Annotated in this window: 16 protein-coding genes and 1 riboswitch; of the genes, 6 read left to right on the forward strand and 10 right to left on the reverse strand. The window is 71.0% G+C overall.

Annotated elements, in window-relative coordinates; translation table 11 throughout:
* Positions 1-41 precede the first annotated feature (41 nt).
* From ABKW26_RS00265 to ABKW26_RS00300, 8 genes are all read right to left on the reverse strand, one after another.
* Positions 42-215 (reverse strand): hypothetical protein, encoded by a 174-nt coding sequence (locus ABKW26_RS00265; protein WP_348590386.1) that lies wholly within the window; start codon positions 213-215, stop codon positions 42-44.
* A gap of 69 nt (positions 216-284) precedes the next feature.
* The gene (locus ABKW26_RS00270) at positions 285-1,076 is read right to left on the reverse strand and encodes an ABC transporter permease (protein WP_348590387.1); all 792 of its coding nucleotides are present in this window, start codon (positions 1,074-1,076) and stop codon (positions 285-287) included.
* Positions 1,073-2,005, reverse strand: a complete 933-nt coding sequence (locus ABKW26_RS00275) for an ATP-binding cassette domain-containing protein (RefSeq protein ID WP_348590388.1) — start codon at positions 2,003-2,005, stop codon at positions 1,073-1,075. Before ABKW26_RS00275 ends, ABKW26_RS00270 begins: the two co-directional genes overlap by 4 nt.
* Positions 2,002-4,227: a peptidase domain-containing ABC transporter gene (locus ABKW26_RS00280; protein ID WP_348590621.1), complete on the reverse strand. Its 2,226-nt coding sequence runs from the start codon at positions 4,225-4,227 to the stop codon at positions 2,002-2,004. Before ABKW26_RS00280 ends, ABKW26_RS00275 begins: the two co-directional genes overlap by 4 nt.
* A 5-nt stretch (positions 4,228-4,232) precedes the next feature.
* A complete protein-coding gene (gene lanM / locus ABKW26_RS00285; protein ID WP_348590389.1) occupies positions 4,233-7,151 on the reverse strand; it encodes a type 2 lanthipeptide synthetase LanM in 2,919 nt (972 codons plus the stop codon).
* 127 nt (positions 7,152-7,278) lie between these two features.
* Positions 7,279-7,461 (reverse strand): class II lanthipeptide, LchA2/BrtA2 family, encoded by a 183-nt coding sequence (locus ABKW26_RS00290; protein ID WP_348590390.1) that lies wholly within the window; start codon positions 7,459-7,461, stop codon positions 7,279-7,281.
* Positions 7,462-7,668: 207 nt separating this feature from the next.
* Entirely contained in the window at positions 7,669-10,734 is a 3,066-nt protein-coding gene (gene lanM, locus ABKW26_RS00295; RefSeq protein ID WP_348590391.1) for a type 2 lanthipeptide synthetase LanM, read from the reverse strand.
* A gap of 83 nt (positions 10,735-10,817) precedes the next feature.
* Positions 10,818-11,015: a plantaricin C family lantibiotic gene (locus tag ABKW26_RS00300; RefSeq protein WP_348590392.1), complete on the reverse strand. Its 198-nt coding sequence runs from the start codon at positions 11,013-11,015 to the stop codon at positions 10,818-10,820.
* Positions 11,016-11,373: 358 nt separating this feature from the next.
* Here ABKW26_RS00300 and ABKW26_RS00305 point away from each other — a divergent pair, with 358 nt between their 5' ends.
* Positions 11,374-12,165 (forward strand): exodeoxyribonuclease III, encoded by a 792-nt coding sequence (locus ABKW26_RS00305; protein WP_348590393.1) that lies wholly within the window; start codon positions 11,374-11,376, stop codon positions 12,163-12,165.
* 138 nt (positions 12,166-12,303) lie between these two features.
* A complete protein-coding gene (locus tag ABKW26_RS00310; protein ID WP_348590394.1) occupies positions 12,304-14,667 on the forward strand; it encodes a glycoside hydrolase family 3 C-terminal domain-containing protein in 2,364 nt (787 codons plus the stop codon).
* A gap of 42 nt (positions 14,668-14,709) precedes the next feature.
* Here ABKW26_RS00310 and ABKW26_RS00315 read toward each other — a convergent pair whose 3' ends face one another.
* Positions 14,710-15,336, reverse strand: coding sequence for a TetR/AcrR family transcriptional regulator (locus ABKW26_RS00315; RefSeq protein WP_348590395.1), 627 nt, complete (start codon positions 15,334-15,336; stop codon positions 14,710-14,712).
* A gap of 89 nt (positions 15,337-15,425) precedes the next feature.
* Here ABKW26_RS00315 and ABKW26_RS00320 point away from each other — a divergent pair, with 89 nt between their 5' ends.
* From ABKW26_RS00320 to ABKW26_RS00335, 4 genes are all read left to right on the forward strand, one after another.
* Positions 15,426-16,235, forward strand: coding sequence for a DUF4190 domain-containing protein (locus tag ABKW26_RS00320; RefSeq protein WP_348590396.1), 810 nt, complete (start codon positions 15,426-15,428; stop codon positions 16,233-16,235).
* Positions 16,236-16,315: 80 nt separating this feature from the next.
* Positions 16,316-17,329, forward strand: coding sequence for a septum formation family protein (locus ABKW26_RS00325; protein WP_348590397.1), 1,014 nt, complete (start codon positions 16,316-16,318; stop codon positions 17,327-17,329).
* Between the two features lie 118 nt (positions 17,330-17,447).
* Positions 17,448-17,891, forward strand: a complete 444-nt coding sequence (locus ABKW26_RS00330; RefSeq protein WP_348590398.1) for a VOC family protein — start codon at positions 17,448-17,450, stop codon at positions 17,889-17,891.
* 6 nt (positions 17,892-17,897) lie between these two features.
* The gene (locus ABKW26_RS00335; protein WP_348590399.1) at positions 17,898-18,650 is read left to right on the forward strand and encodes a helix-turn-helix domain-containing protein; all 753 of its coding nucleotides are present in this window, start codon (positions 17,898-17,900) and stop codon (positions 18,648-18,650) included.
* On the opposite strand, the gene thiC is transcribed toward ABKW26_RS00335, so the two are convergent.
* Positions 18,626-20,347, reverse strand: a complete 1,722-nt coding sequence (thiC, locus tag ABKW26_RS00340; protein ID WP_348590400.1) for a phosphomethylpyrimidine synthase ThiC — start codon at positions 20,345-20,347, stop codon at positions 18,626-18,628. The two genes, ABKW26_RS00335 and thiC, sit on opposite strands and share 25 nt — an antisense overlap.
* A riboswitch (TPP riboswitch) is annotated at positions 20,337-20,447 on the reverse strand. (Overlaps the previous gene by 11 nt.)
* Positions 20,448-20,582 lie beyond the last annotated feature (135 nt).

A 20,582-nucleotide genomic window follows, 5' to 3' on the forward strand; every position in this document is an offset into this window, starting at 1 on the left:
CCGTCAGCCTACCGATCTGCGGCTGCGCTGCGGCGATCGGGTCAGGCGCGTGTGCGCGAGTGCACGAGCGTCCCGATCGCGAGCCCGACGACCAGCCCGACGAGGGTGAGCGTCGGCTGGCCGTCGCGCCCGATCCCGGCGAGGAAGCCGATGAGCGTGCCGACGAGCATGGAGATGATCACTGCGGGAGACTTGCCGAACGGACGATTCGTCATGAGGTTCCTCTCGGGTGGTGCGTGGAGCGTGGCAGCACGGCACGGTGCCGCGTGCGGGAAGGGGATCGGTCAGAGGACGTCGCGGCGTCGCGTGGACCGATCCCCCCAAACTAGCAGGATCACGGCATACGCCCCGAGAACGAGGGCGCCCTGGAGCTGGCCGCCGGCAGGGAGCTCCATCGCCATGGTGATGACCGTCCCGCCGGCCAGGGCGTCGCTCGCACCCCCGGGCAGGAACGCGCTCACGCCGGGGAACGGGCTGTACGTGCTGGCGACCTTGAGGACCGGTTCGACGAGCTGGGTGAACACGAGGATGCCCGCGATCGCGATCACCTGGTTCTTCACGACGGCTCCGAGGCCCACGCCGATGACCGCCCAGAGCACGACGACGACCCACGCGCCCACGAGCCGTCGCACCACGTCGGGGGACGACAGGTAGGCCGCCTGGTCGTTGAGCGTGAGGATGCCGGAGACGATCGCCGTGCACGCGAGGAGCGTCACGGTGCCGAGGACCGCGGCAGCCCCCGCGCACACGGTCACCTTGGACCAGAACACCGTCCCCCGGTGAGGTTGTCCGAGGAAGGTGAGCGTGGCCGTCCGGTGGTGGTGCTCGCGCGTCACGCACACGACGCCGAGCGCGAGGGGGAACACGGTGCCGAGGGCGGCCGTGAGGTTGTACAGGACGCCGACCGACGCAGCGCTGGTGAAGTCGACGTTGGTCCCTGGTGCGCTCACCGCCCCGAACGCGAACATGGCGGTGAGGGCCGCGACCACGGCGACCATCGCGGACAGGACGAGCCACCAGAGGCGCGACGTGCGCAGCTTGCGGTACTCGGAGACGAGCTGGACCGTCATCGTCATCGGACTCCTACCTCTCCGTCGACCTGGTGGGTGAGATCGAGGAACGCCGTCTCGAGGCTGGGACTCGAGATCTGGAGCTGACCGAGGTCGAGCCCGTGGGCCAGGGCGAGCGAGGTCACGGTGTTGGCCGACGCCCGCACGCGCAGGCCGTCCGCGACGGTGCGGACGACGTCCAGCCGCTCCTCGTCGAGGACACGGGCGAGCACCTCGATCCCGGGTCCGCGCACGACGCACGCGTCGCCCGAGGTGACGAGTCCGCCGACCGGTCCGTCGTAGACGACGAGACCGTGGTCGACGAGCACGATGTCGTCGACCATCTGCTCGACCTCGGCCAGCATGTGGCTCGAGAGGAGCACGGTCCCGCCGGCGTCGGCGAAGGACCGGAGGAACTGCCGGAGCCACACGATCCCCTGCGGGTCGAGACCGTTGGCCGGCTCGTCGAGCACGAGGATCTCGGGGTCTCCGAGCAGCGCGGTCGCGAGCGCGAGTCGCTGCTTCATGCCGAGGGAGTAGGCGTTCACCGGCCGGCGCGCGGCGTCGGTCAGGCCGACGAGGGCGAGCAGCTCGTCGATGCGCGACGCCGACGCGCCGGCGGCGGGTGCGTAGCACCACAGGTGGTCGTATCCCGACTGCCCCGGTGTGAAGGCGTTGCTCTCGAGGGCTGCTCCGACGACGGTGCTCGGCATCGTGAGGTCCGCGTACGGGACACCGTCGACGAGCGCGGTCCCGCGCGTCGGTCGGCACAGGCCGAGGATCATCCGCAGCGTCGTCGTCTTGCCGGCGCCGTTCGGTCCGAGGAACCCGGTGATCCGTCCTCGTCGGACGCTGAAGGTCACCCCGCGGACCGCGTCGTGCGGCCCGAAGGACTTCGCGAGCCCGTCGGCGACGATCGGTACGTGCCGCGGGTCGGGTGCGTGGTCGTGGGTCATCGTGCGGCCCCGATCCTCTCGTTGTCGTCGGTCCCGGGCGTCGCGCGATCGACGACGCCCAGGAAGGTCTGGGCCACCGGTCCGAGCCCCACGAGCTCCAGCGCGTCCTGCTGGGTCATGAAGAGGTCCCGGTAGTGGCCCTCGGTGGCGAAGAGCTCCTCGTGCGTGCCCGACTGGATGATCCGGCCCGCCTGCATGACGAGGATCCGGTCCGCGTCGACGATGGTGGACATCCGGTGGGCGATGACGATCCGGGTGCACTCGACCCTCTTGAGGTGCTCCGCGATCCTCGTCTCGTTGAGGACGTCGAGGGAGCTCGTCGCCTCGTCGAGCAGGAGGATCTTGGGGTTCTTGTAGATCGCGCGGGCCAGGGCGATCCGCTGGCGCTGCCCGCCCGAGATGTTGGCGCCCATCTCGCTGATCCTGGTCTCGTAACCCATCGGCATCTGGAGGATCTCGTCGTGGATCTGGGCGGCCTCGGCGGCCTGGACCACGCGCGCCGGGTCGTGCTCCGCGACGCCCATGGTGATGTTGTCGCTGATCGACTTGTTCTGCAGGTCGATCTCCTGCGGCACGACGCCGATCATCGAGTAGAACGCCCGGCGGTCGAACGCCGTGATCGGGCGGCCGTCGTAGGTGACGGACCCGGCCGTCGGGCGCTGGAGACCGGACAGGACCTGACCGAGGGTCGTCTTCCCGGAGCCCGACGTGCCGACGATGGCGATCTTCTGCCCCGGGTCGGCGTCGAAGGAGATCCCCTGCAGGACGTCCGCGCTGTTGTCCGTGAAGCGGAACCGCAGGTCGCGGACCTCGATGCGGCCCTGGACCTCGCCCGCGAACCCGTCCTCGGGCCAGACCTCGGGGTCCGCGCGCGTGATGTCGACGAGACGTTCGAGGTACGAGGTGGCGATGAGGTACTGGGAGAACGCCGCGAAGATCGACGTGGAGAGCGCGAAGAAGCTCGTCGACAACGCCTGGAACGCGACGGCCTCCCCGAGGCTCAGGGTCCCGGAGGCGGCCATCATGAGGCCGAGGAGCAGGATGACGAGCGGCGCGCCCGTCCGCGCCACCCCGACGAACGAGTCGACCCAGCCCTGGAGGACGGAGCGTTCACGCATCCGTGCGAGCCCGCGCTCGTACGTCGTCGACCAGTCCTGGAAGAACTCGTCCTCGACGCCGGCGACGCGCAGCGACGCGATCGAGGAGACGGCCTCGATCTGCAGACCCTGGGTCTTGCTGAACTCGGTCATCTCGGCGTTGAGCGCGTTGAGTATCCGCTTGCGCGTGACGAAGAGGACGGCCGAGATGAGCACGAAGAAGCCGAGTGCGACGAGCGCGAGCTGCACCGACTTCGAGGCCATGTAGAGGAAGACGACGACGATCATGCCGGCGTCGAGCACGCCGGCGACCACCTGGCTGGCGAGCAGGTCCCGGAGCGACCCGATGCTGTTGAGACGGTAGATGAGCTCTCCGGGGCTGCGGGTACCGAAGTACTTGTAGGGCAGCGTGAGCAGGTGCTTGAACGTGTTGCCCATGAGCGTCCGGCCGAACACGACCGTGAGCCGGGTGACGTAGACGACCTGCGCCTGCATGATGCCGAAGAACGCGATGGCGGCCACGACCGCGAGGGTCTTCGTGAGCCCCGCGAGCCCCACGTCCCCGTCGGCGACGAAACTGTCGACGAGTCGCTGGGTGACCATCGGCACCGCGAGGCTCACCCCGTAGATGACGAGTGACAGGAGCGCCACCCCGACGAGCGCCGCCTTCGCGTCCTTCATGTGTGCGAGGAACTCGCGCCAGATCCAGGGCTCGCGACGGAGGTCGGGCTCGAAGGCGGCCGTGGGCGTCGCGAGGATGATGATCCCGGCGAAGTCGGCCTCGAACTCGTCCGCGGAGAGGACCACGCGTCCCCGGGCGGGGTCGAGCACCGTGATCGTGTCTCGGGAGATCCGTTCGACGACCACGAAGTGGCTGTTGCGCCAGTACGCGATGACGGGCAGGTGCACGTCGCGCAGCCCACCGAGGTTCGCCCGGAAGGTCTTCACCGCGAAGCCCCGCGACTCGAGGACGGCGCGGATGTCCCGGACGGACAGCCCGTCCCGACCGACGTCGAAGTCCTTGCGCAGGGAGACGAGCGACTCCTTGCTGCGGTGGTGGGCGAGGATCATCGAGGCGCAGCACAGCCCGCACTCGGTCGACGTGATCTGGATCGTCGGGCGCATCCGGCTCACTGCAGCCTCCCGTCCGGCGACGCAGGTGCGGCGGCGGGGGTCCACCGGAGGGATCCCGGCATGCTCAGGCTCGGGTCCTCGAGCATGAGACCGGCGTAGGCGAGGCCGCCGAGACCGCCCATGAAGCCGGTCTGCCCGGCGCTGCGCCGGAGCCCGCCCGAGTACCCGTGGGTGGCTGCGGCCTCGCAGAGGTCGTCCCAGACGTGCCGGGCCTGCTCGACGAGCGCGTCGTCCCCCGTGAGCCTGCCGATGCCCGCGAGGCTCGCGACCTCCCCGCCGGCGCCGTGGCACAGGCTGATGTCCGGCGCGGACCGTCGCCGCCGGGAGAGGTCCACGACCACGTCCGTGTGGGCCGTGGTGCGGGCGGCGATCGCGTCGGCCGGGTACCCGAGGGCGTCGAGCCCCAGCGCGAGGCCGGCGGCGACACCGGGGACGCCTCTGCACCACGTCGTGCGCTGGCGCGGCTCCATGGCGTCGACGTAGCCCGTCCCGCGCGCGACCTCGAGCAGCGCCGCCTCGGCTGCGGACCGGAGGTCGTCGTCCTCGAGGACGGCCCCGCACTGCGCCAGGCCGTACGCGACGCCGACGCTCCCGTGGGCGAGCTCGGGCGGGAGCCCCCCGTCGGCGAGCGCGCCGGCGAGCCGCCGGCCGAGGCCGTCGAGCTCTTCGGAGAAGTCGGCCACGCCCGCTCGCATGGCCCCGGCGAGCACGACGGCGATGCCTGCGGCGCCCCCGACGAGGTCGACCTCCTCGAGCGCGGTGAGGTGCACACCCCGGAGCGTGTCGAGGAGCGTGTCCCGGATCGCGGTGCACCGTCCGCCGGGCAGCGCGGCGAGGATCTCGTTGACGACGAGCGCAGAGCCTGCTGAGCCGCTGTACGCCGAGGCGGACCCGCCCTTCTCGTCCCCTCCGGCCCACCATGCGGCGTCGAGCGTCCCGGCGTCGAGCAGCCGGCGAGCCTGGGGGTGACCGTCTCGACGGACCATCGCGGTGAGGAAGAGCATCGTCCCGCCGCCGCCGTAGAGCGAGAGGTCCGAGGGACCGAGGACGGAGCGGTCGTCGGCGTCGAGGAGCGCGCCGATCCAGGTGCAGCGCTCCCTCGCGCCGTCCCACACGCTCAGCCGGTCGAGCCGTTCGACGAGCCCCTCCGCGAAGCCGACGGGGTCGGTGCGGTCGAAGAGCTCCTTGGAGAACTGGCTCGGCCTCGCCGAGGGGGCCGCCCAGGGGTTGTCGATCGACGTGAGGAGCGCTGTGTGGATGTAGTGCTGGTCGAGGAGGTGGTCGCGGGCGAGCCGTGCGGAGACGCTCTCCTCCACGTGCTGCTGCAGCGTGACCTCGTAGACGTCCGCCACCTCGTCCACCCGGTTGCCGAGGAGGTCGCGCGATCCGAGGGTCGTCGTGAAGTACGGGATGTCGCCGTCGGCGAGAGCGTCGATCTCGAGCGCGAGGACCTGCTCGCCCCGCTCGGTGCGGACCGCGGGGCATGCACGGAGCTTGGCGAGCAGCGTCCGGCGGGTCGCCTCGTCCGTGAGGTAGACCGGGTGCGTGGACGCCTCGAGGAAGCGCGCGTACGTGGCGGTGGGTCGCAGCACCTGGCGGACGCGCATGCCGACGTGCTGCTCGGCACGCAGGAGCGCGACGAGCTCGGCGCGGTGGGCGGCGAGGACCGCTGTCCCGAGGTCGAAGCCCTCCTGGACCGCGTCCGAGAAGTCGACGGCAGGGTGGTGGTGGCCGTCGAGGAGCGGCATGTTCAGGGTGTGCTCGAGCTCGGTGGCGTACTTGGCGAAGCGGAGCTCGTCGCTGCCGCGGGCCCCGATGGTGTAGCTCTTCCAGTACCCCGAGGCCTGCTTGCCCGTCATCCCCAGGCCGGCCATGTTGAAGTCCTGGGGCGAGCCGTGGAAGCGCAGCGGCAGCATCATCGTGTTGAGCACCGACTCGCTCAGCTCGTCGACGAACGCCTGCCGGAGGTCGCCGTCGGTCGGTGCGACGCGGCGCGGGTGGGCGAACAGCGTCTCCAGGTCGATGAACTGCGGCTGGGAGCCGTCGGCGATGATGTTCTCGAAGTGCAGGTCACCGGTGCCGAGGACGAAGAAGACCGCGAGGTACAGCCCCATCCGCTGGTAGTAGGCCTCGAGCCCGGCCTCGTCGGCGCACGCGGTGTGCTCGACGAACGCCTGCCACCCGTGGTCGTCCCGGGTGAGTGTGGGGCTGGGCCGCAGCGCGAGCGGCGCGGGCACGTGCGCTGTGACGAGGGCCGCGATCTCGGCGAGGAGGCGGTCGGTGCCGAGCCCCTTGGGCTTGTAGACGAGCGTCGCGTCCTCGAACGTCACGACGAGCACCTGACGTCCGCCGTTGTGCGAGTCGCCGGCGCTGCAGCGCGCCCGGACCACCCTGCCGGGCGACGAGAAGGACGACGCACCCGGGACGAGGTCCTCGTCGGCGTGGTCGAGCATCTCCCCCAGGAGGCGCAGGCGTGCGGCGACCGACTGCTCGAGAAGGCGTCGCAGCACGGGGTACGTGCTGAGCACGGCCTCGCGGCCGCCTGGTGAGGACACCTGCTCGTGGAACGCCCTGTACCTCCCGGTCGGCAGGTCGGGGTCGTAGAGCGGGATCTGGTCGACAGGCACACCCTCGACGTCGTAGCGGGACTCGGTGCCCACGACCGCACGGAACTCGTGGACGAGCGTGCGCGACGCGAGGTGGACGAGCTGCTCGAAGAGGTCCTCGGCTGCGGCGTGCGCGAACGCGTGGCCGTCGACCACCTGGCGGGGGCGATCGGCGAGACGACGGGCGAGACGGTCCTGGAAGTCGACGACGAACGGCTCGTAGAAGCCCTCGAAGACTCCGGGGTGGCCGAAGGACGACTCGGGCGCGCCGGGTGCCGGCTCGTCCAGGTCGGTCAGGATGTTCGTCATTCTCGGGCCTCTCGTCGAGGGACGTCAGGTGCTGGGGAACGCACGGACCGGGTCCGTGCGGTGTGCGACGAGCGCGGGCCGCCGAGCCCGTCGCACACCGGTTCAGAGCGTCAGGAGCTGCAGGGCGTCAGGAGTTGCACCGGCGTGTGCACGCGGACGTCGGGCAGCCTCCGGCGTTGGCCGTCACCGTGACGGCACCGATGATGCACGGCCAGCTCGACGGCGTGAGCGTCCCGCCATAGCGGTCCTCCTCGCCGGCGACGAGTTCTTCGAGCTCGTTCTCAGGGATAAAACCAGTGATGTCGTTCATGCAGATCTCTCCTCGAAAAGGTCGTGAGAATGCGCGTTCTTTGACTGGTCTTCCGGCCTAGCCGCCGTTGTTCGGGCGCCTCGGTCGCGCGTGCGTCCTCGCTTTTCACCGTCGAGTGCCGTCGAGAGTGCTGCGAGATACGCCGGGACCTGGTGTCGGCTCTTTTCTTTTCCTTTCCGATCGCGTTCTCGTGGAGATGGCTGGTCTCTATTCCAGCCACAAGACGGAGGGTGGGCGCACGGCGGAGACGTGCCGCAGGATCGCGTACCCGATCCCCGAGGTCCCCACCATGAGGCTGGTGCTCGCCGCGTACTTGCTCGGCGAGCTCTCGCCGTACCGCTCGAGCACCGTGTCGAACAGCCCGACGAAACCAGCGGTCACGCGGTCCGCGAGGTCGGCGTCGCCCAGCCTGTCGGCCGCGAGCCCGAGCACCTCGAGGTTGGCCAGGTCGCCGTGGCAGTACGTGACGTTGTGGCCGAACGAGCGCTCGACGGTGAGGTCGACGAGCTCGCGGACGACCGCGTCGAGCGAGCCGTGGTCGAGGTGGGGCGCGGCGAGGAGCAGCCCGAGGAGGATCCCGGTGGACCCGTGGCACCACGCGAAGGACTCCGCGTCGGAGACCGTGCTCCTGCGCCACGTGCCGTCGTGCGGGTCACGCATGCTGAGCAGACGCTCAAGGAGCCGGTCGGCCGTGGCGCGCACCCGCGCGTCCCCCGTCACGGCACCGAGCTCGGCGACGAACGGCACCATGCCCGCCAGCCCGTGCCCGAACCCGCTGTAGATCCCGGCTGCAGGTCCGTCGCCGCCCAGGACGTGCGGGCTCGCCTGGGCGATCCGCTCGTACGCGCGGACCGCGTGGTCCAGGGACGTGCCACGCTGCTCAGGTGTCGTGGCGGAACGGTAGAGGCTCAGGCACGTCGCCAGCGCGCCGGCCGACCCCGCCATGAAGTCGAAGCTCGGGTCCCGGTCGATCGCGTCGACGAGCAGCGGCAGCGCGTCGTACGTGGCGTCGACCATGTCCGCCGAGCCGAGCAGCCGGCCGCCGACCGCGGTCGCGTGGAACGCCCCCGCGAGGCCCGTCATCCCACCCAGCGTGATCATCGAGCTGTCCATGACTCCGGGGCGGAGCTGTGCCGAGAGCCGGGCGAGGACGCTCCGGGCGGCGGCTGACGTGCGCTCCTCGCCGGTCTCCGCCGCGAGCGCCGCGAGGTAGAGCCCGATCCCCGGGACACCCCCGTAGAGGTCGTAGCCGAGCGTGCCCGGGACCCACTGGCTGTGGTCGGACGTCGTGACGAGCGGCGCGAGCCACGTCGAGGGCTGGATGCCCGAGGAGCTCTCGACCATGGTCTCCTCGAGGCGGTCACCGAGCCGGCGGGCCTCGGCGAGCATCCGCCCGCGGGGCACGTCGACCGGCGGTGCACCGGCCGCCGGGAAGGAGAACCCGGTCGGGTCGCCGGACCGCGGGAGCCGGTGGACGAAGGTCATCGCGACGAGCCGCAGCTGCTCGGCGACGTCCTGCTCCGTGAGCGCGTCGAGCTTGGCGAGCACCGACCCGAGCGGGCTCCGCCGGAAGGCGGGTCCGGTCGGGGCGTCGCGCGAGTCGAGGAGCCGCCGACCGTCGGCGTCGTACTGGAAGTAGGGGACGTCGCCGTTGCACAGGTCCACGACCTCGGACCGGGCGATCCCCTCGCCGAGGTCCTGTCGGCGCAGGCCCACGCGGTGCATGAGGACCCAGAGATCCTCGTCGCGCACCATGAAGTCGGGGTGGGTGCCCATCCGTAGGAGCTGGGAGTAGAACATCGTGGGGTTGTGGACGTAGCGCGCCCTGACGTGCGCGAACGTCGCACCGAGCAGCTCGCCGAGCTCGTCCTTGTGCCCGAGCACCCAGTCGAACAACCGGCGGAAGCCCACCTGGATCGACGTCCGGTCGGCGATCGCCGTCTCGGCCTCGTCGTCCTGCGCGTTCTCGTTGCCGGTGCCCGCGACCTGCGTGTCGAAGCTGATCCGCATGTCGTCGCGACCGACGTCGACGAGTGCGAAGCCCTTGAACGGGGAGGCCTGGCCGCGTCGGAAGCCGACTCCACCGACGTCGATCCCCACGTCCTCGTGGGCCCGCTTGATGACCATGGGAAGGATGCCGATGGTGCACACGGACGTCTCGAGCTGCGTGACCGCGATCTGCGCGGCAGACCCGTCGGCGTAGCCCGGCGTGGCACGGAACTGCGGGCGCAGGAGCGTCTCGAGGTCGACGACGACCGGACGCCCCTCCACCGTGAGCAGGTTCTCGTGGTGGATGTCCCACCCGTTGAGGAGGTAGAGGATCCCGGTGAGGGAACCGACCTCCTCGTAGTACCGGCGCCGGTCCGGGACGTGCTCCGAGTGCTCGACGAACTCCGCCCACCCGAACTCCGTCGCAGACAGCGTCCTGATGGTCCTCAGGTCGATGCCCGCGCGGTCACGGAGTGCGCGCACGAGCGTGTTGAACGCGCCCTCGATCGTCATCGACCGCGGCTTGTAGACGAGCCGCGCACCGGACTCGAACGTGAGGATCGCGACGGAGCGGCCGTCCCGGTGGGTGTCTCCGTTGTTCGTGGAGACGCTCGCGACGAGCCCCTCTCCCACCACGTCCGGGAAGGTCGCGGCGAGCTCGGCGAGGTGGCCCTCGGTGTGACGCAGGACCTCGACGACGAACTCGAGGTGCCGCTGCGTGCGCTCCTGCAGGGTCCGGGCCAGCACCGGGTACCTCTGGCGCAGGTCCGCGCGCCCGTCCGGCGAGCTGATCCGTCGGACGAAGTCGGCGTACCGGTCCTCCGAGGTCTCGCCCTCGAGGAGGCCCGCGTCCCGCTGGCGGTGCAGCTCCGCGACGACCGTGCGCACCCCGAGCGCGGCGCACATCTGCGCGACCGCGACCACGGCGACGGCGACGACGTCGTGGGAGCTGCTCAGGACGGCGACCCGGGCGATCTCGGCCCGGAAGCGCTCGACGATCGGGGCGACCTCGTGGAGGAAGTACGCGCCGAGGTGGACGTGGTCGACGTCCGGCACGGCCTCGTCAGCGAGGTCGCGCTCGGGGTTGTCGCGCTCGGGGTTGTCGCGCACGGGCCTGTCGGTGCGCGCGGTGCCCGTCTCGGCGTCGTGGGCGTCGTGGTCGTGCGTGCGGTCCTGGTCGAGCCAGAGGTCGCAGGCTTCCCTGACGAGCCGCTCGTACTCGTCGTCCTCGGTGATCTCCGGAAAGAGGTCCCGCCATCGTGCGACGTCGTCGATCGTGCGCATCGTGCCCCCTCGAGCGTGTTCTCTCCTGCCGGACATGACCGGTCCCCGGCGGCCCGGGGACCGGTCATGCGGTGCAGCGGCAGCTAGCAGTTGGACTGGCACTCCGTCGTCGCAGTGCAGAAGTTGCCGTTGTTGCCCAGGACCCAGCTGACCCCGTAGCAGCTGAGGCTGGTGATGGTGGTGCCCCAGCCCTGGCCTCCGCCGCTCCGGTCCTCGAGGTTCTGGTCGACGATCTCGTCGAGGACGGAGACGCTGGGGTCGGATGTCCGGTTGCTGTTCATCGCAATTCCTCTCGTCAGCACACTGAATTGTTGGTCGGCGCCTTTTGTCGACACCGTTCTCTCGGCACTTTCGATCAGCATCTTCGACGAGCAGGCTAGTCCTCGCCCCCTTGTGACCGCAGTCACAGACGCTACGTGTGATTGCGCCGGATGTACAACGGAAGAGGTCCCCGTACCGCCCAGGTGTCGAACTCGCACGAGCCACCTATAATCAATTGAACCGGGGTATCTGAAATCCCACAGACTCGTGTTCGGTGAATGCTCGGTTGAATGTCGACATACCTTTGGTCGGCTCGCGCCGGACCGCCCAGCACGGTCGCCGGTCGCGACGGCAGCCCCTGCCGCTAGCCTGGATGCCATGCGCCTCACCACCTGGAACATCAACTCGATCCGCGCCCGTGCCGAGCGGGCGGTGGCCTTCCTCGAGCGGAGCGGCACGGACGTGCTCGCGCTGCAGGAGACCAAGTGCAAGGACGAGCAGTTCCCCTTCGACGTGTTCGAGGCGGCGGGCTACGAGGTCGCTCACTTCGGCCTGAGCCAGTGGAACGGCGTGGCGATCGTGAGCCGGGTGGGGCTCGAGGACGTCGAGCTCGGCTTCCCGGACCAGCCCTTCTTCGGCGAGGAGCCGGCGCTCGAGGCGCGGGCGATCGGGGCGACGTGCGGCGGCGTGCGCGTGTGGAGCCTCTACGTGCCGCACGGGCGCGCGCTCGACAACCCGCACTACGCGTACAAGCTCGACTGGCTGTCGACGCTCCAGGAGAAGGCCCAGGGCTGGGTGGAGGCGGACCCGGCGGCGAAGGTCGCGCTCGTCGGCGACTGGAACGTGGCTCCGCAGGACACGGACGTGTGGGACCTGGCCGTGTTCGAGGGGTCCACCCACGTGAGCCGGCCCGAGCGGGACGCGTTCGCGGCGTTCGAGGAGGCGGGCTTCACGGAGGTGACGCGCGTCCACGTGCCCGAGGACCGCAAGTACACGTATTGGGACTACCAGCAGCTGCGCTTCCCCAAGAACCAGGGCATGCGGATCGACTTCGCGTATTTCTCCCCGGCTCTCGCCCCGCTCGTGACGGGTGTCGAGATCGACCGGGACGAGCGCAAGGGCAAGGGCGCGTCCGACCATGTCCCCGTCATCGTCGACATCACCGGCTGAGGGAAGGGCACGGCGCGGAGGACGCCCGGCGCGACCGGTCGAACGCCCCGCCGAAGACCTACCGCGTGGTAGGTGTCCACGCTACGATCGGCGGAGACCGCGCCGAGCAGCGAGACCGCCGACCCGAGGAAGTGCCGCATGACCGTCCCCGAGCACGCCGGAACCACTCAGCACGCCGAGGCGAGCCTCGACATCGAGCAGATCGTCGCCACGCTCACCCTCGAGGAGAAGGCGTCGATGACGTCGGGTCGTGACTTCTGGACGACGCAGCCCGTCGAGCGGGCCGGCGTCCCGTCGATCATGGTGGCCGACGGACCCCACGGCCTGCGCAAGCAGCCGGAGTCGGCGGACAACCTCGGGATCGGGGGCAGCGTCCCCGCCACGTGCTTCCCCACCGCCACGGCACTCGCCTCGACGTGGGACACGACCCTCCTGCGCCGCGTCGGCGAGGCCCTCGGTCGCGAGACGCGCGCGAACGACGTCGCGGTGCTCCTCGGCCCCGGCATCAACATCAAGCGGTCACCCCTGTGCGGGCGCAACTTCGAGTACTTCTCCGAGGACCCGGTCGTCTCCGGCAACCTGGCGGCGGCGCTCGTCCAGGGCATCCAGAGCCAGGGCGTCGGCACCTCGCTCAAGCACTTCGCCGTGAACAACCAGGAGACGGACCGCATGCGCGTCTCCGCCGACGTCGACGAGCGCACCCTGCGCGAGATCTACCTCAGCGGCTTCGAGCGCGTCGTCACGCAGGCCGCGCCGTGGACCGTCATGTGCTCCTACAACAAGATCAACGGCACCTACGCGTCGCAGAACCGATGGCTGCTCACCGAGGTCCTCCGTGACGAGTGGGGCTTCGACGGCGTCGTCATGTCCGACTGGGGTGCGGTGAGCGACCGCGTCCCCGCCCTCGCCGCGGGGCTCGACCTCGAGATGCCGAGCTCCGGCAACCTCACCGACGCGGAGGTCGTCGCCGCGGTGCGCGCCGGCGAGCTCGACGAGGCCGTGCTCGACACGGCCGTCCGACGACTCCTCACGCTCGTCCGGCGCGCCCTCCCCGCCGTGCAGAGCACCGACGCGTACGACGTGGCCGCGCACCACGCCCTCGCCCGCGAGGCCGCCGCCGACGGTGCGGTGCTCCTCAAGAACGACGCCGTGCCCTCCCTCGTCGCAGGTCAGCCCGACGCGCCCCTCCTCCCCCTGCGTGCTGCCGACGCCGGCGGCGTCGCCGTCCTCGGCGAGTTCGCCCGCACGCCGCGCTACCAGGGAGCCGGCTCCTCGCAGGTCAACCCCACCCGCATCGACGAGGCCCTCGACGCCGTCCACGAGCTCACCGGCGCGGACATCGCCTTCGCGCCCGCGTTCACGATCGACGAGACCGCCGCCGACGAGGCCCGCGACCGTGCGCTCCTCGACGACGCCGTCGAGACCGCACGGACGGCACACACCGTGGTCCTCTTCCTCGGGCTGCCTGCCTCCGACGAGTCCGAGGGCTACGACCGCCAGCACCTCGACCTCCCCGCCAACCAGCTCGCCGTCCTCCGTGCGGTGGCCGCCGTCAACCCTCGCGTCGTCGTCGTCCTCGCCAACGGGTCCGCCGTCACCGTCGCCGGGTGGGAGCAGGACGCCCCCGCGATCCTCGAGGCGTGGCTCGGCGGCCAGGCCGGCGGCGGCGCCGTGGCCGACCTGCTCTTCGGCGCCCGCACGCCGTCGGGCCGGCTCACCGAGACCCTGCCGCTGCGCCTCGAGGACACCCCGTCCTTCGGGTCGTTCCCGGGCGAGCTCGGTACCGTGCGCTACGGCGAGGGCACCCTCGTCGGCTACCGCTACTACGACACCAAGGACGTCGCGGTGTCCTACCCGTTCGGCCACGGGCTGTCCTATACGACGTTCGACCACTCCACGCCCACCGCGACCGTCTCCGGCACCGGTGCGGACACGACGGTGGAGGTCACCGTGACCGTGACGAACACGGGAACCGTCGCAGGGGCGGAGGTCGTCCAGGTCTACGTCGGTGACCCGGCGGCCCAGGTCCAGCGACCGGTGCGCGAGCTCAAGGCGTTCAGGAAGGTCACCCTCCAGCCGGGCGAGTCCCAGGAACTGTGCTTCGACCTCGTCGCGCGCGACCTCTCCTACTGGCACACGGGTCTCGGCCGCTGGGTGCTCGAGGGCGGCGACTTCGTCGTCTCCGTCGGTGCCTCCTCCCGCGACCTCCGCGGCTCCGTGACCGTCGACGTCGTCGGTGAGAGCCTCGCCGGGACCCTCACGCACTCCTCGACGTTCGGCGAGTGGATGGCTCACCCGGTCGGCGGCCCGCTCATGGGAGCCGAGCTGGCCCGGCCCGAGACGATCGGCGCCGACGCGGACGGCACCCTCGCGCTCGACGAGACGATGACGAGGATGATCGTCGACATGCCCGCGCGGGTCATCGCCGGCTTCGAGGGGATGCTCTTCGGCCGCGACGCCCTCGACCGCCTCGTCGACGAGGCGGCAGCAGTGCGCGACTGACGGGCCCCATCAGTGCTTCCGCCAGAGCGCTCGGTCGCCTGGTCAGCCCAGGAGGGTCGCCACGTGGGCGCGCAGGACAGCAGCCATGTCGACCTGCGCACCCTCGTCACCGCTCTCGAAGAGCCACTGCACCTGCAGACCGTCCATGAGCGCGACGACCGTCCGCGCACCGTCCACCGGTGCCGTCCCGGGGGGCAGCGCCCCGGCAGCGGCGCGCTGCTCGAGCTCGCGCGTGAGCCGGCCCAGGAGGTCCGCGTAGCGCCTCCGGAAGTACTCGTGGGCCGGGTGGTCCGGGGACGTCGCCTCGGCCGAGAGCGCGGAGAACAGCTCGACGATCCCGGGCCGGGCGGCGTTGCGCTCCACCACCCGTGCGAGCGCCTCGAAGAAGTCCATGCCTGTCGCGAGGTCGGCGTCGATCGCTGCCTCGTCGACCTCGTCGCGGTGCGCGAGGACAGCGGCGAGGAGGGACTCCTTCGTCGGGAAGTGATGGAGCAGCCCTGGGTGGGAGATGCCGACGCGGGCCGAGATCTCGCGCAACGACGCGGAGCGGTAGCCGAGCTCACCGAAGAGCGTCGTCGCCGTCTCGAGGATCTCGAGCCGCGTGGCGCGCCCCTTCGCGTAGCCCCCGGACCGTGGCGATCGCGCCACGGGTGCGGGTTCGCTGGTCATCGTGTCCTCCCGGTCTGCCGGGCGCTCGTCGCCCGGTCGACTCTATCGCTCGACCGGGGCACAGGGAGGACCCTCGGTAGGGTGTGCCCATGACGCCCATCGGCTCCTCGGGGCCGCCGTACAGCGCCCCGGCGTACCCGCCAGACCCCGTGTCCCCGCAGGCCGGGGCCGCTGCACCCAGGACGCCCGGCACCGACCCCGCCCTGGGCACAGCTGCGCCCGCCTCGGCCGGCGCACGTCCCGGTACCCGCAACGGGCTGGCCGTGGCCGCTGCTGCCGTACCGGTCGCGACGCCCGTCGTCGGCGGGATCCTCGGCGTCGTCCTCGGGACGGTCGCGCTCCGCCAGGTCCGACGCGCACGGCGGACCGGCGCTCCCCAGCGCGGGACAGCCCTGGCGATCACAGGGATCGTCCTCGGCCTCCTCGTCACCGCCGCCTGGGTGGCCGGCACGTGGTACGTCGTCTGGGCCGTGCAGCTGAGCGACCGGGGCGAGGACAACGCCGACCCCGCCGACGTCACCGAGCCCGTCGAGATCCTCTTCGTCGACGTCAACCCCGGCCACTGCCTCGAGCTCCCGACGTTCGGGGCGGCCCGCGTGACGATCATGCCGTGCGACGTCCCGCACGACGCCGAGCTCCTCGCGATGCTCCCGGTCCAGCTGGGCCCCGACGGCGGCTACCCCGGGCAGAGCTCGATGCAGCGCGAGGGGAACGCCCGGTGCGAGGCCACCCTCGCAGCCCTCCCGCCGACGTCCGCCGGTCTCTTCAGGCCGTTCGCGCTCGCCCCGCCGGAGGGCATGTGGAACGACGACCACCGTGAGGTCTGGTGCTTCGTGACCTCCCGGCACGGACCTGTCACCGGACGGATCGCCGACGACGACGTCGCGCTGGCCGACTGACCCGGGCCCCGTACTAGTCTTGGGCTCGACCTGGCCGGTCCGCGCACCGACGGACACCGATCGAAGGCGGAAAGCGAAACGTGAGCTCAGTCCCCCCTCCCCCGCCCGGACCGTCCGACGAGCAGCCCGATCCCGGGACGCCCGACGAGCAGCCCGCACCTGCCGACCCGCCGGCTCCGGCCGTGCCACCGGCACCCGACACCCCTCCCGCGGCGCCTGCCCCGCACGTCCCCCTCGCTCCACCCACGCCACCCGGCCCGCCGGTGCCCCCCGCGCCCGACGCACAGCAGCCCGGGGCGTCCGAGCAGCCGCCGGGCGCACCGGCGCAGCCCGGGTACGACACGTCGACGTTCCACGCACCGGCGTGGGACGGTCACGCCGGCCCCCCGCCGTCCATCCCGTTGAGCAGCTACGGCGCTCCGACGACCGGCCCGGTCCCCACCGGACCCGCACCAGGACAGGGGTATCCGCAGGGCCAGGGGTACGCAGCGGGGCCGGGCTACGCACCGGGTCCCGGTCATGCGCCCGGTCAGGGCTACGCACCGGGTGCCGGCTACGCGCAGGGGCCTGGTCAGGCCGGGCCGATGCCGTCGTGGGGCGCCCCGCCGCCGGTCAAGGCGGGGTCGCGCGCGGTCCTGTTCAGCGTCCTCGGGGTCGTCGTCCTCGCTCTGGTCGCCGTGGGCGCCTACTTCGCGTTCTTCGCCGGAGACGGGGCTGAGCCGCTCGAGGCGGACGTCGAGGAGAGCGTCGAGGCCTACGCCCAGCAGGTCGTCGTGGGCAACTGTCTCGAGGAGCTGCCGGGAGACGGTGACGTGGACACGGTCGTCGTCGTGCCGTGCGACGAGGACCACGAGGCGCAGGTCATCGCCGCGAAGAAGTTCTCGTCGAGCAGCGACTTCCCGGGCGCGGCGGACGTCAAGGCCGACTCGGTGGAGAAGTGCACGGTGGACGCCATCGTGGCCGAGGACGTCGACCTCAGCCTCGTCGAGCTCAGCGTGTGGACTCCGACGGAGGAGTCGTGGGAGCAGGGTGACCGTCAGGGCCTGTGCATCGCGGCCGTGCCGGACGGGCTGGACTCGAGCCTCCTCGACTGAGCGGGTCGACCACCGGGAGAACTGGACATACGAGACCTCTTGCCACCGTTGTTGCTTTTTGCAACCATGGGTGTGGTGTCGCACCGCCGCGGCACCACACCACCCGAGAGGACCGATCATGACCACGAACATCTTCGTCAACCTGCCCACGAGCGACCTCGATCGAGCGAAGGCGTTCTACACAGGGCTGGGCTGGCGCATCGAACCGAACTTCACGGACGAGAACGCCGCCTGCATCGTCATCGACGACAACATCTTCCTCATGGTCCTCACCCGGGAGTTCTTCGCCACGTTCACCGACAAGCCGATCGCGGACCCTCACACCTCTGCCCAGGTCGAGACCGCTCTGAGCCGTGACTCCCGCGAAGAGGTCGACGCGCTCCTCGAGCGGGTGCTCGCCGCCGGGGGCGCCGAGCCGCGCCCCGCGCAGGACTACGGGTTCATGTACGCCCGCGACTTCGAGGACCCGGACGGGAACCACTTCAGCGCTCTCTACATGGACCCCGTCGCCGCGCAGAACGGCCCCGAGGCGTTCTTGGCCCAGCAGGAAGCGAGCGCCTGAGCCCCCATGGCCGCACGGAACTACGGGCAGCACTGCGGGATGGTCACCGCCCTCGAGCTGGTCGGCGAGCGGTGGGCGCTGCTCATCGTCCGCGACCTGCTCGTCGGCGCCCGGCGGTACACCGATCTCAAGACCGGCCTCCCGCGCGTGCCGTCCAACATCCTCAGCACGCGCCTCAAGGAGCTGCAGGAGGCGGGCGTCATCCGGCGCGTCCCGCTCGCCCGGTGCGGGATCGTCTACGAGCTCACCGCGCTCGGGCGCGGCCTCGAGGACGTGGTCCTCGCGCTCGGCAGGTGGGGCTTCCAGTCGATGGGCGACCCGGCCGAGGGCGACGTCGTGACGCCTGACTCGATGACGACCGCCTTCCGGACGGCTTTCCGCCCCGAGGTCGCCGCCCAGCACCCGACGACCCGCTACGCGGTGCGGATCGGCGAGATCGACCTCGTCCTGGACGTCAGCGGCGCAGCGCTCACCGTCACGCAGGGACGCCCGTCCGCGGACGACGACCGCCGCACCGACCTGGCCCTGACGACAGGGCCGGGCCTCCGCACCATCATCTCGGGCGAGACGAGCCCCGGCACCGCGCTGCGCGACGGGACGGTCGAGGTGGTGTCCGGCGACGCCGCTCTGCTGGAGCGCTTCGCCACGACCTTCCACCTCGACCCCGGGCCGGGTCGCGGTCCGGCGGTCGACCGCGACCCGGACGCGCCGAGCACGGCCCAGGGGCTGCTCGCTCAGACCGGCGCGACGGGCAGGTAGACGCGGGAGCCGTTGTCCTCGAACTCCTGGGACTTCTCCGCCATGCCTGCCTCGATGGCCTCGACCGACGTCAGGCCGTTCGCCTCGGCGTACGCGCGGACGTCTGCCGAGATCCGCATGGAGCAGAACTTGGGCCCGCACATCGAGCAGAAGTGCGCCGTCTTGGCGGGCTCGGCCGGGAGCGTCTCGTCGTGGAACTCGCGAGCGGTGTCCGGGTCGAGGGACAAGGCAAACTGGTCGTGCCACCGGAACTCGAAGCGCGCCCGCGACAGCGCGTCGTCACGCTCCTGCGCGCGGGGGTGCTCCTTGGCGAGGTCGGCGGCGTGCGCGGCGATCTTGTACGTGATGACCCCGGTCTTCACGTCGTCCCGGTTCGGCAGGCCCAGGTGCTCCTTGGGCGTGACATAGCAGAGCATCGCGGTGCCCGCCTGAGCGATCATCGCCGCCCCGATGGCCGAGGTGATGTGGTCGTAGGCGGGAGCGATGTCGGTGGCGAGCGGGCCGAGCGTGTAGAACGGCGCCTCCTCGCAGAGCTCCTCCTCGAGCCGGACGTTCTCGACGATCTTGTGCATGGGCACGTGCCCCGGACCTTCGATCATCACCTGGACGCCGTGGGCCTTGGCGATCCTCGTCAGCTCTCCGAGCGTCCGGAGCTCCGCGAACTGCGCGGCGTCGTTCGCGTCCGCGATGGAGCCGGGGCGGAGCCCGTCGCCGAGGGAGAACGTCACGTCGTAGCGGCGCAGGATCTCGCACAGCTCATGGAAGTGCGTGTAGAGGAACGACTCGCGGTGGTGCGCGAGGCACCACGCCGCCATGATCGACCCGCCGCGCGAGACGATCCCCGTGACACGACGTGCCGTGAGCGGGATGTAGCGCAGCAGGACGCCGGCGTGGACGGTCATGTAGTCGACACCCTGCTCGCACTGCTCGATCACCGTGTCGCGGTAGATCTCCCAGGTCAGCGCGGCCGGGTCGCCCTTGACCTTCTCGAGCGCCTGGTAGATCGGCACCGTGCCCACCGGGATCGGGGAGTTCCGCAGGATCCACTCGCGCGTCTCGTGGATGTCCTTGCCGGTGGAGAGGTCCATGAGGGTGTCGGCGCCCCAGCGCGCGGCCCACACCATCTTCTCGACCTCTTCCTCGATGCTCGACGTCACCGCGGAGTTGCCGATGTTCGCGTTGATCTTCACGGCGAAGGCCTTGCCGATGATCATCGGCTCCACCTCGGGGTGGTTCCGGTTCGCGGGGATGACGGCGCGACCGCGCGCCACCTCCGAGCGGACGAGCTCGACGTCCACACCCTCGCGGGCGGCGACGTACCGCATCTCGTGGGTGACGATCCCGGCCTTCGCCCAGGCCAGCTGGGTGCCGGCGCCCTCCACGGGCTCCGGCCGCGACCACGTCTCCCGTGCTCGCGGCAGGCCCGCGAGGAGGTCGATCGGCGCCGCGTCGGCCGAGTCGTCCGTGTACGGGCCGGACGTGTCGTAGAGATCGAGGTGCTCGCCGTTGCTGAGGTTCACACGGCGGACCGGGAACGCGAGACCGGGTGCGTCAGGGACCGGCGCGTAGTGCTTCGTGGACCCGGCGATGGGGCCCATCGTCACGGTGCTCGCCGACGTGACGGTGCTGCTGGTGGTGGCCGTGCTGCTGGTGGTGCTGGGTGCTGAGGACGCGCGTGCGTCGTCGACGATGCTCATCGATTCTCCCTACGCCGGCATGATCCGGACAGGTTCGAACGGTCGGCGGCGCGTGAGCCGCCCTCTCAGCTCGCTGCTGCGAGCTCCCGTGGGTATGTGGTTGTCGGGCCAGGCTACCCCACACGCACGACCTGCCCAATCGTGACAAAGCTCTCACTCTGCGGCGTGTCCACGGATCGGGTGCAGGTCCGCGACCCTACGGTCGTCCTGAGGCCCGACGACGTGCCTCGTCCGA

Source organism: Sanguibacter sp. 25GB23B1, from assembly GCF_040012415.1.
GTDB lineage: Bacteria > Actinomycetota > Actinomycetes > Actinomycetales > Cellulomonadaceae > Sanguibacter.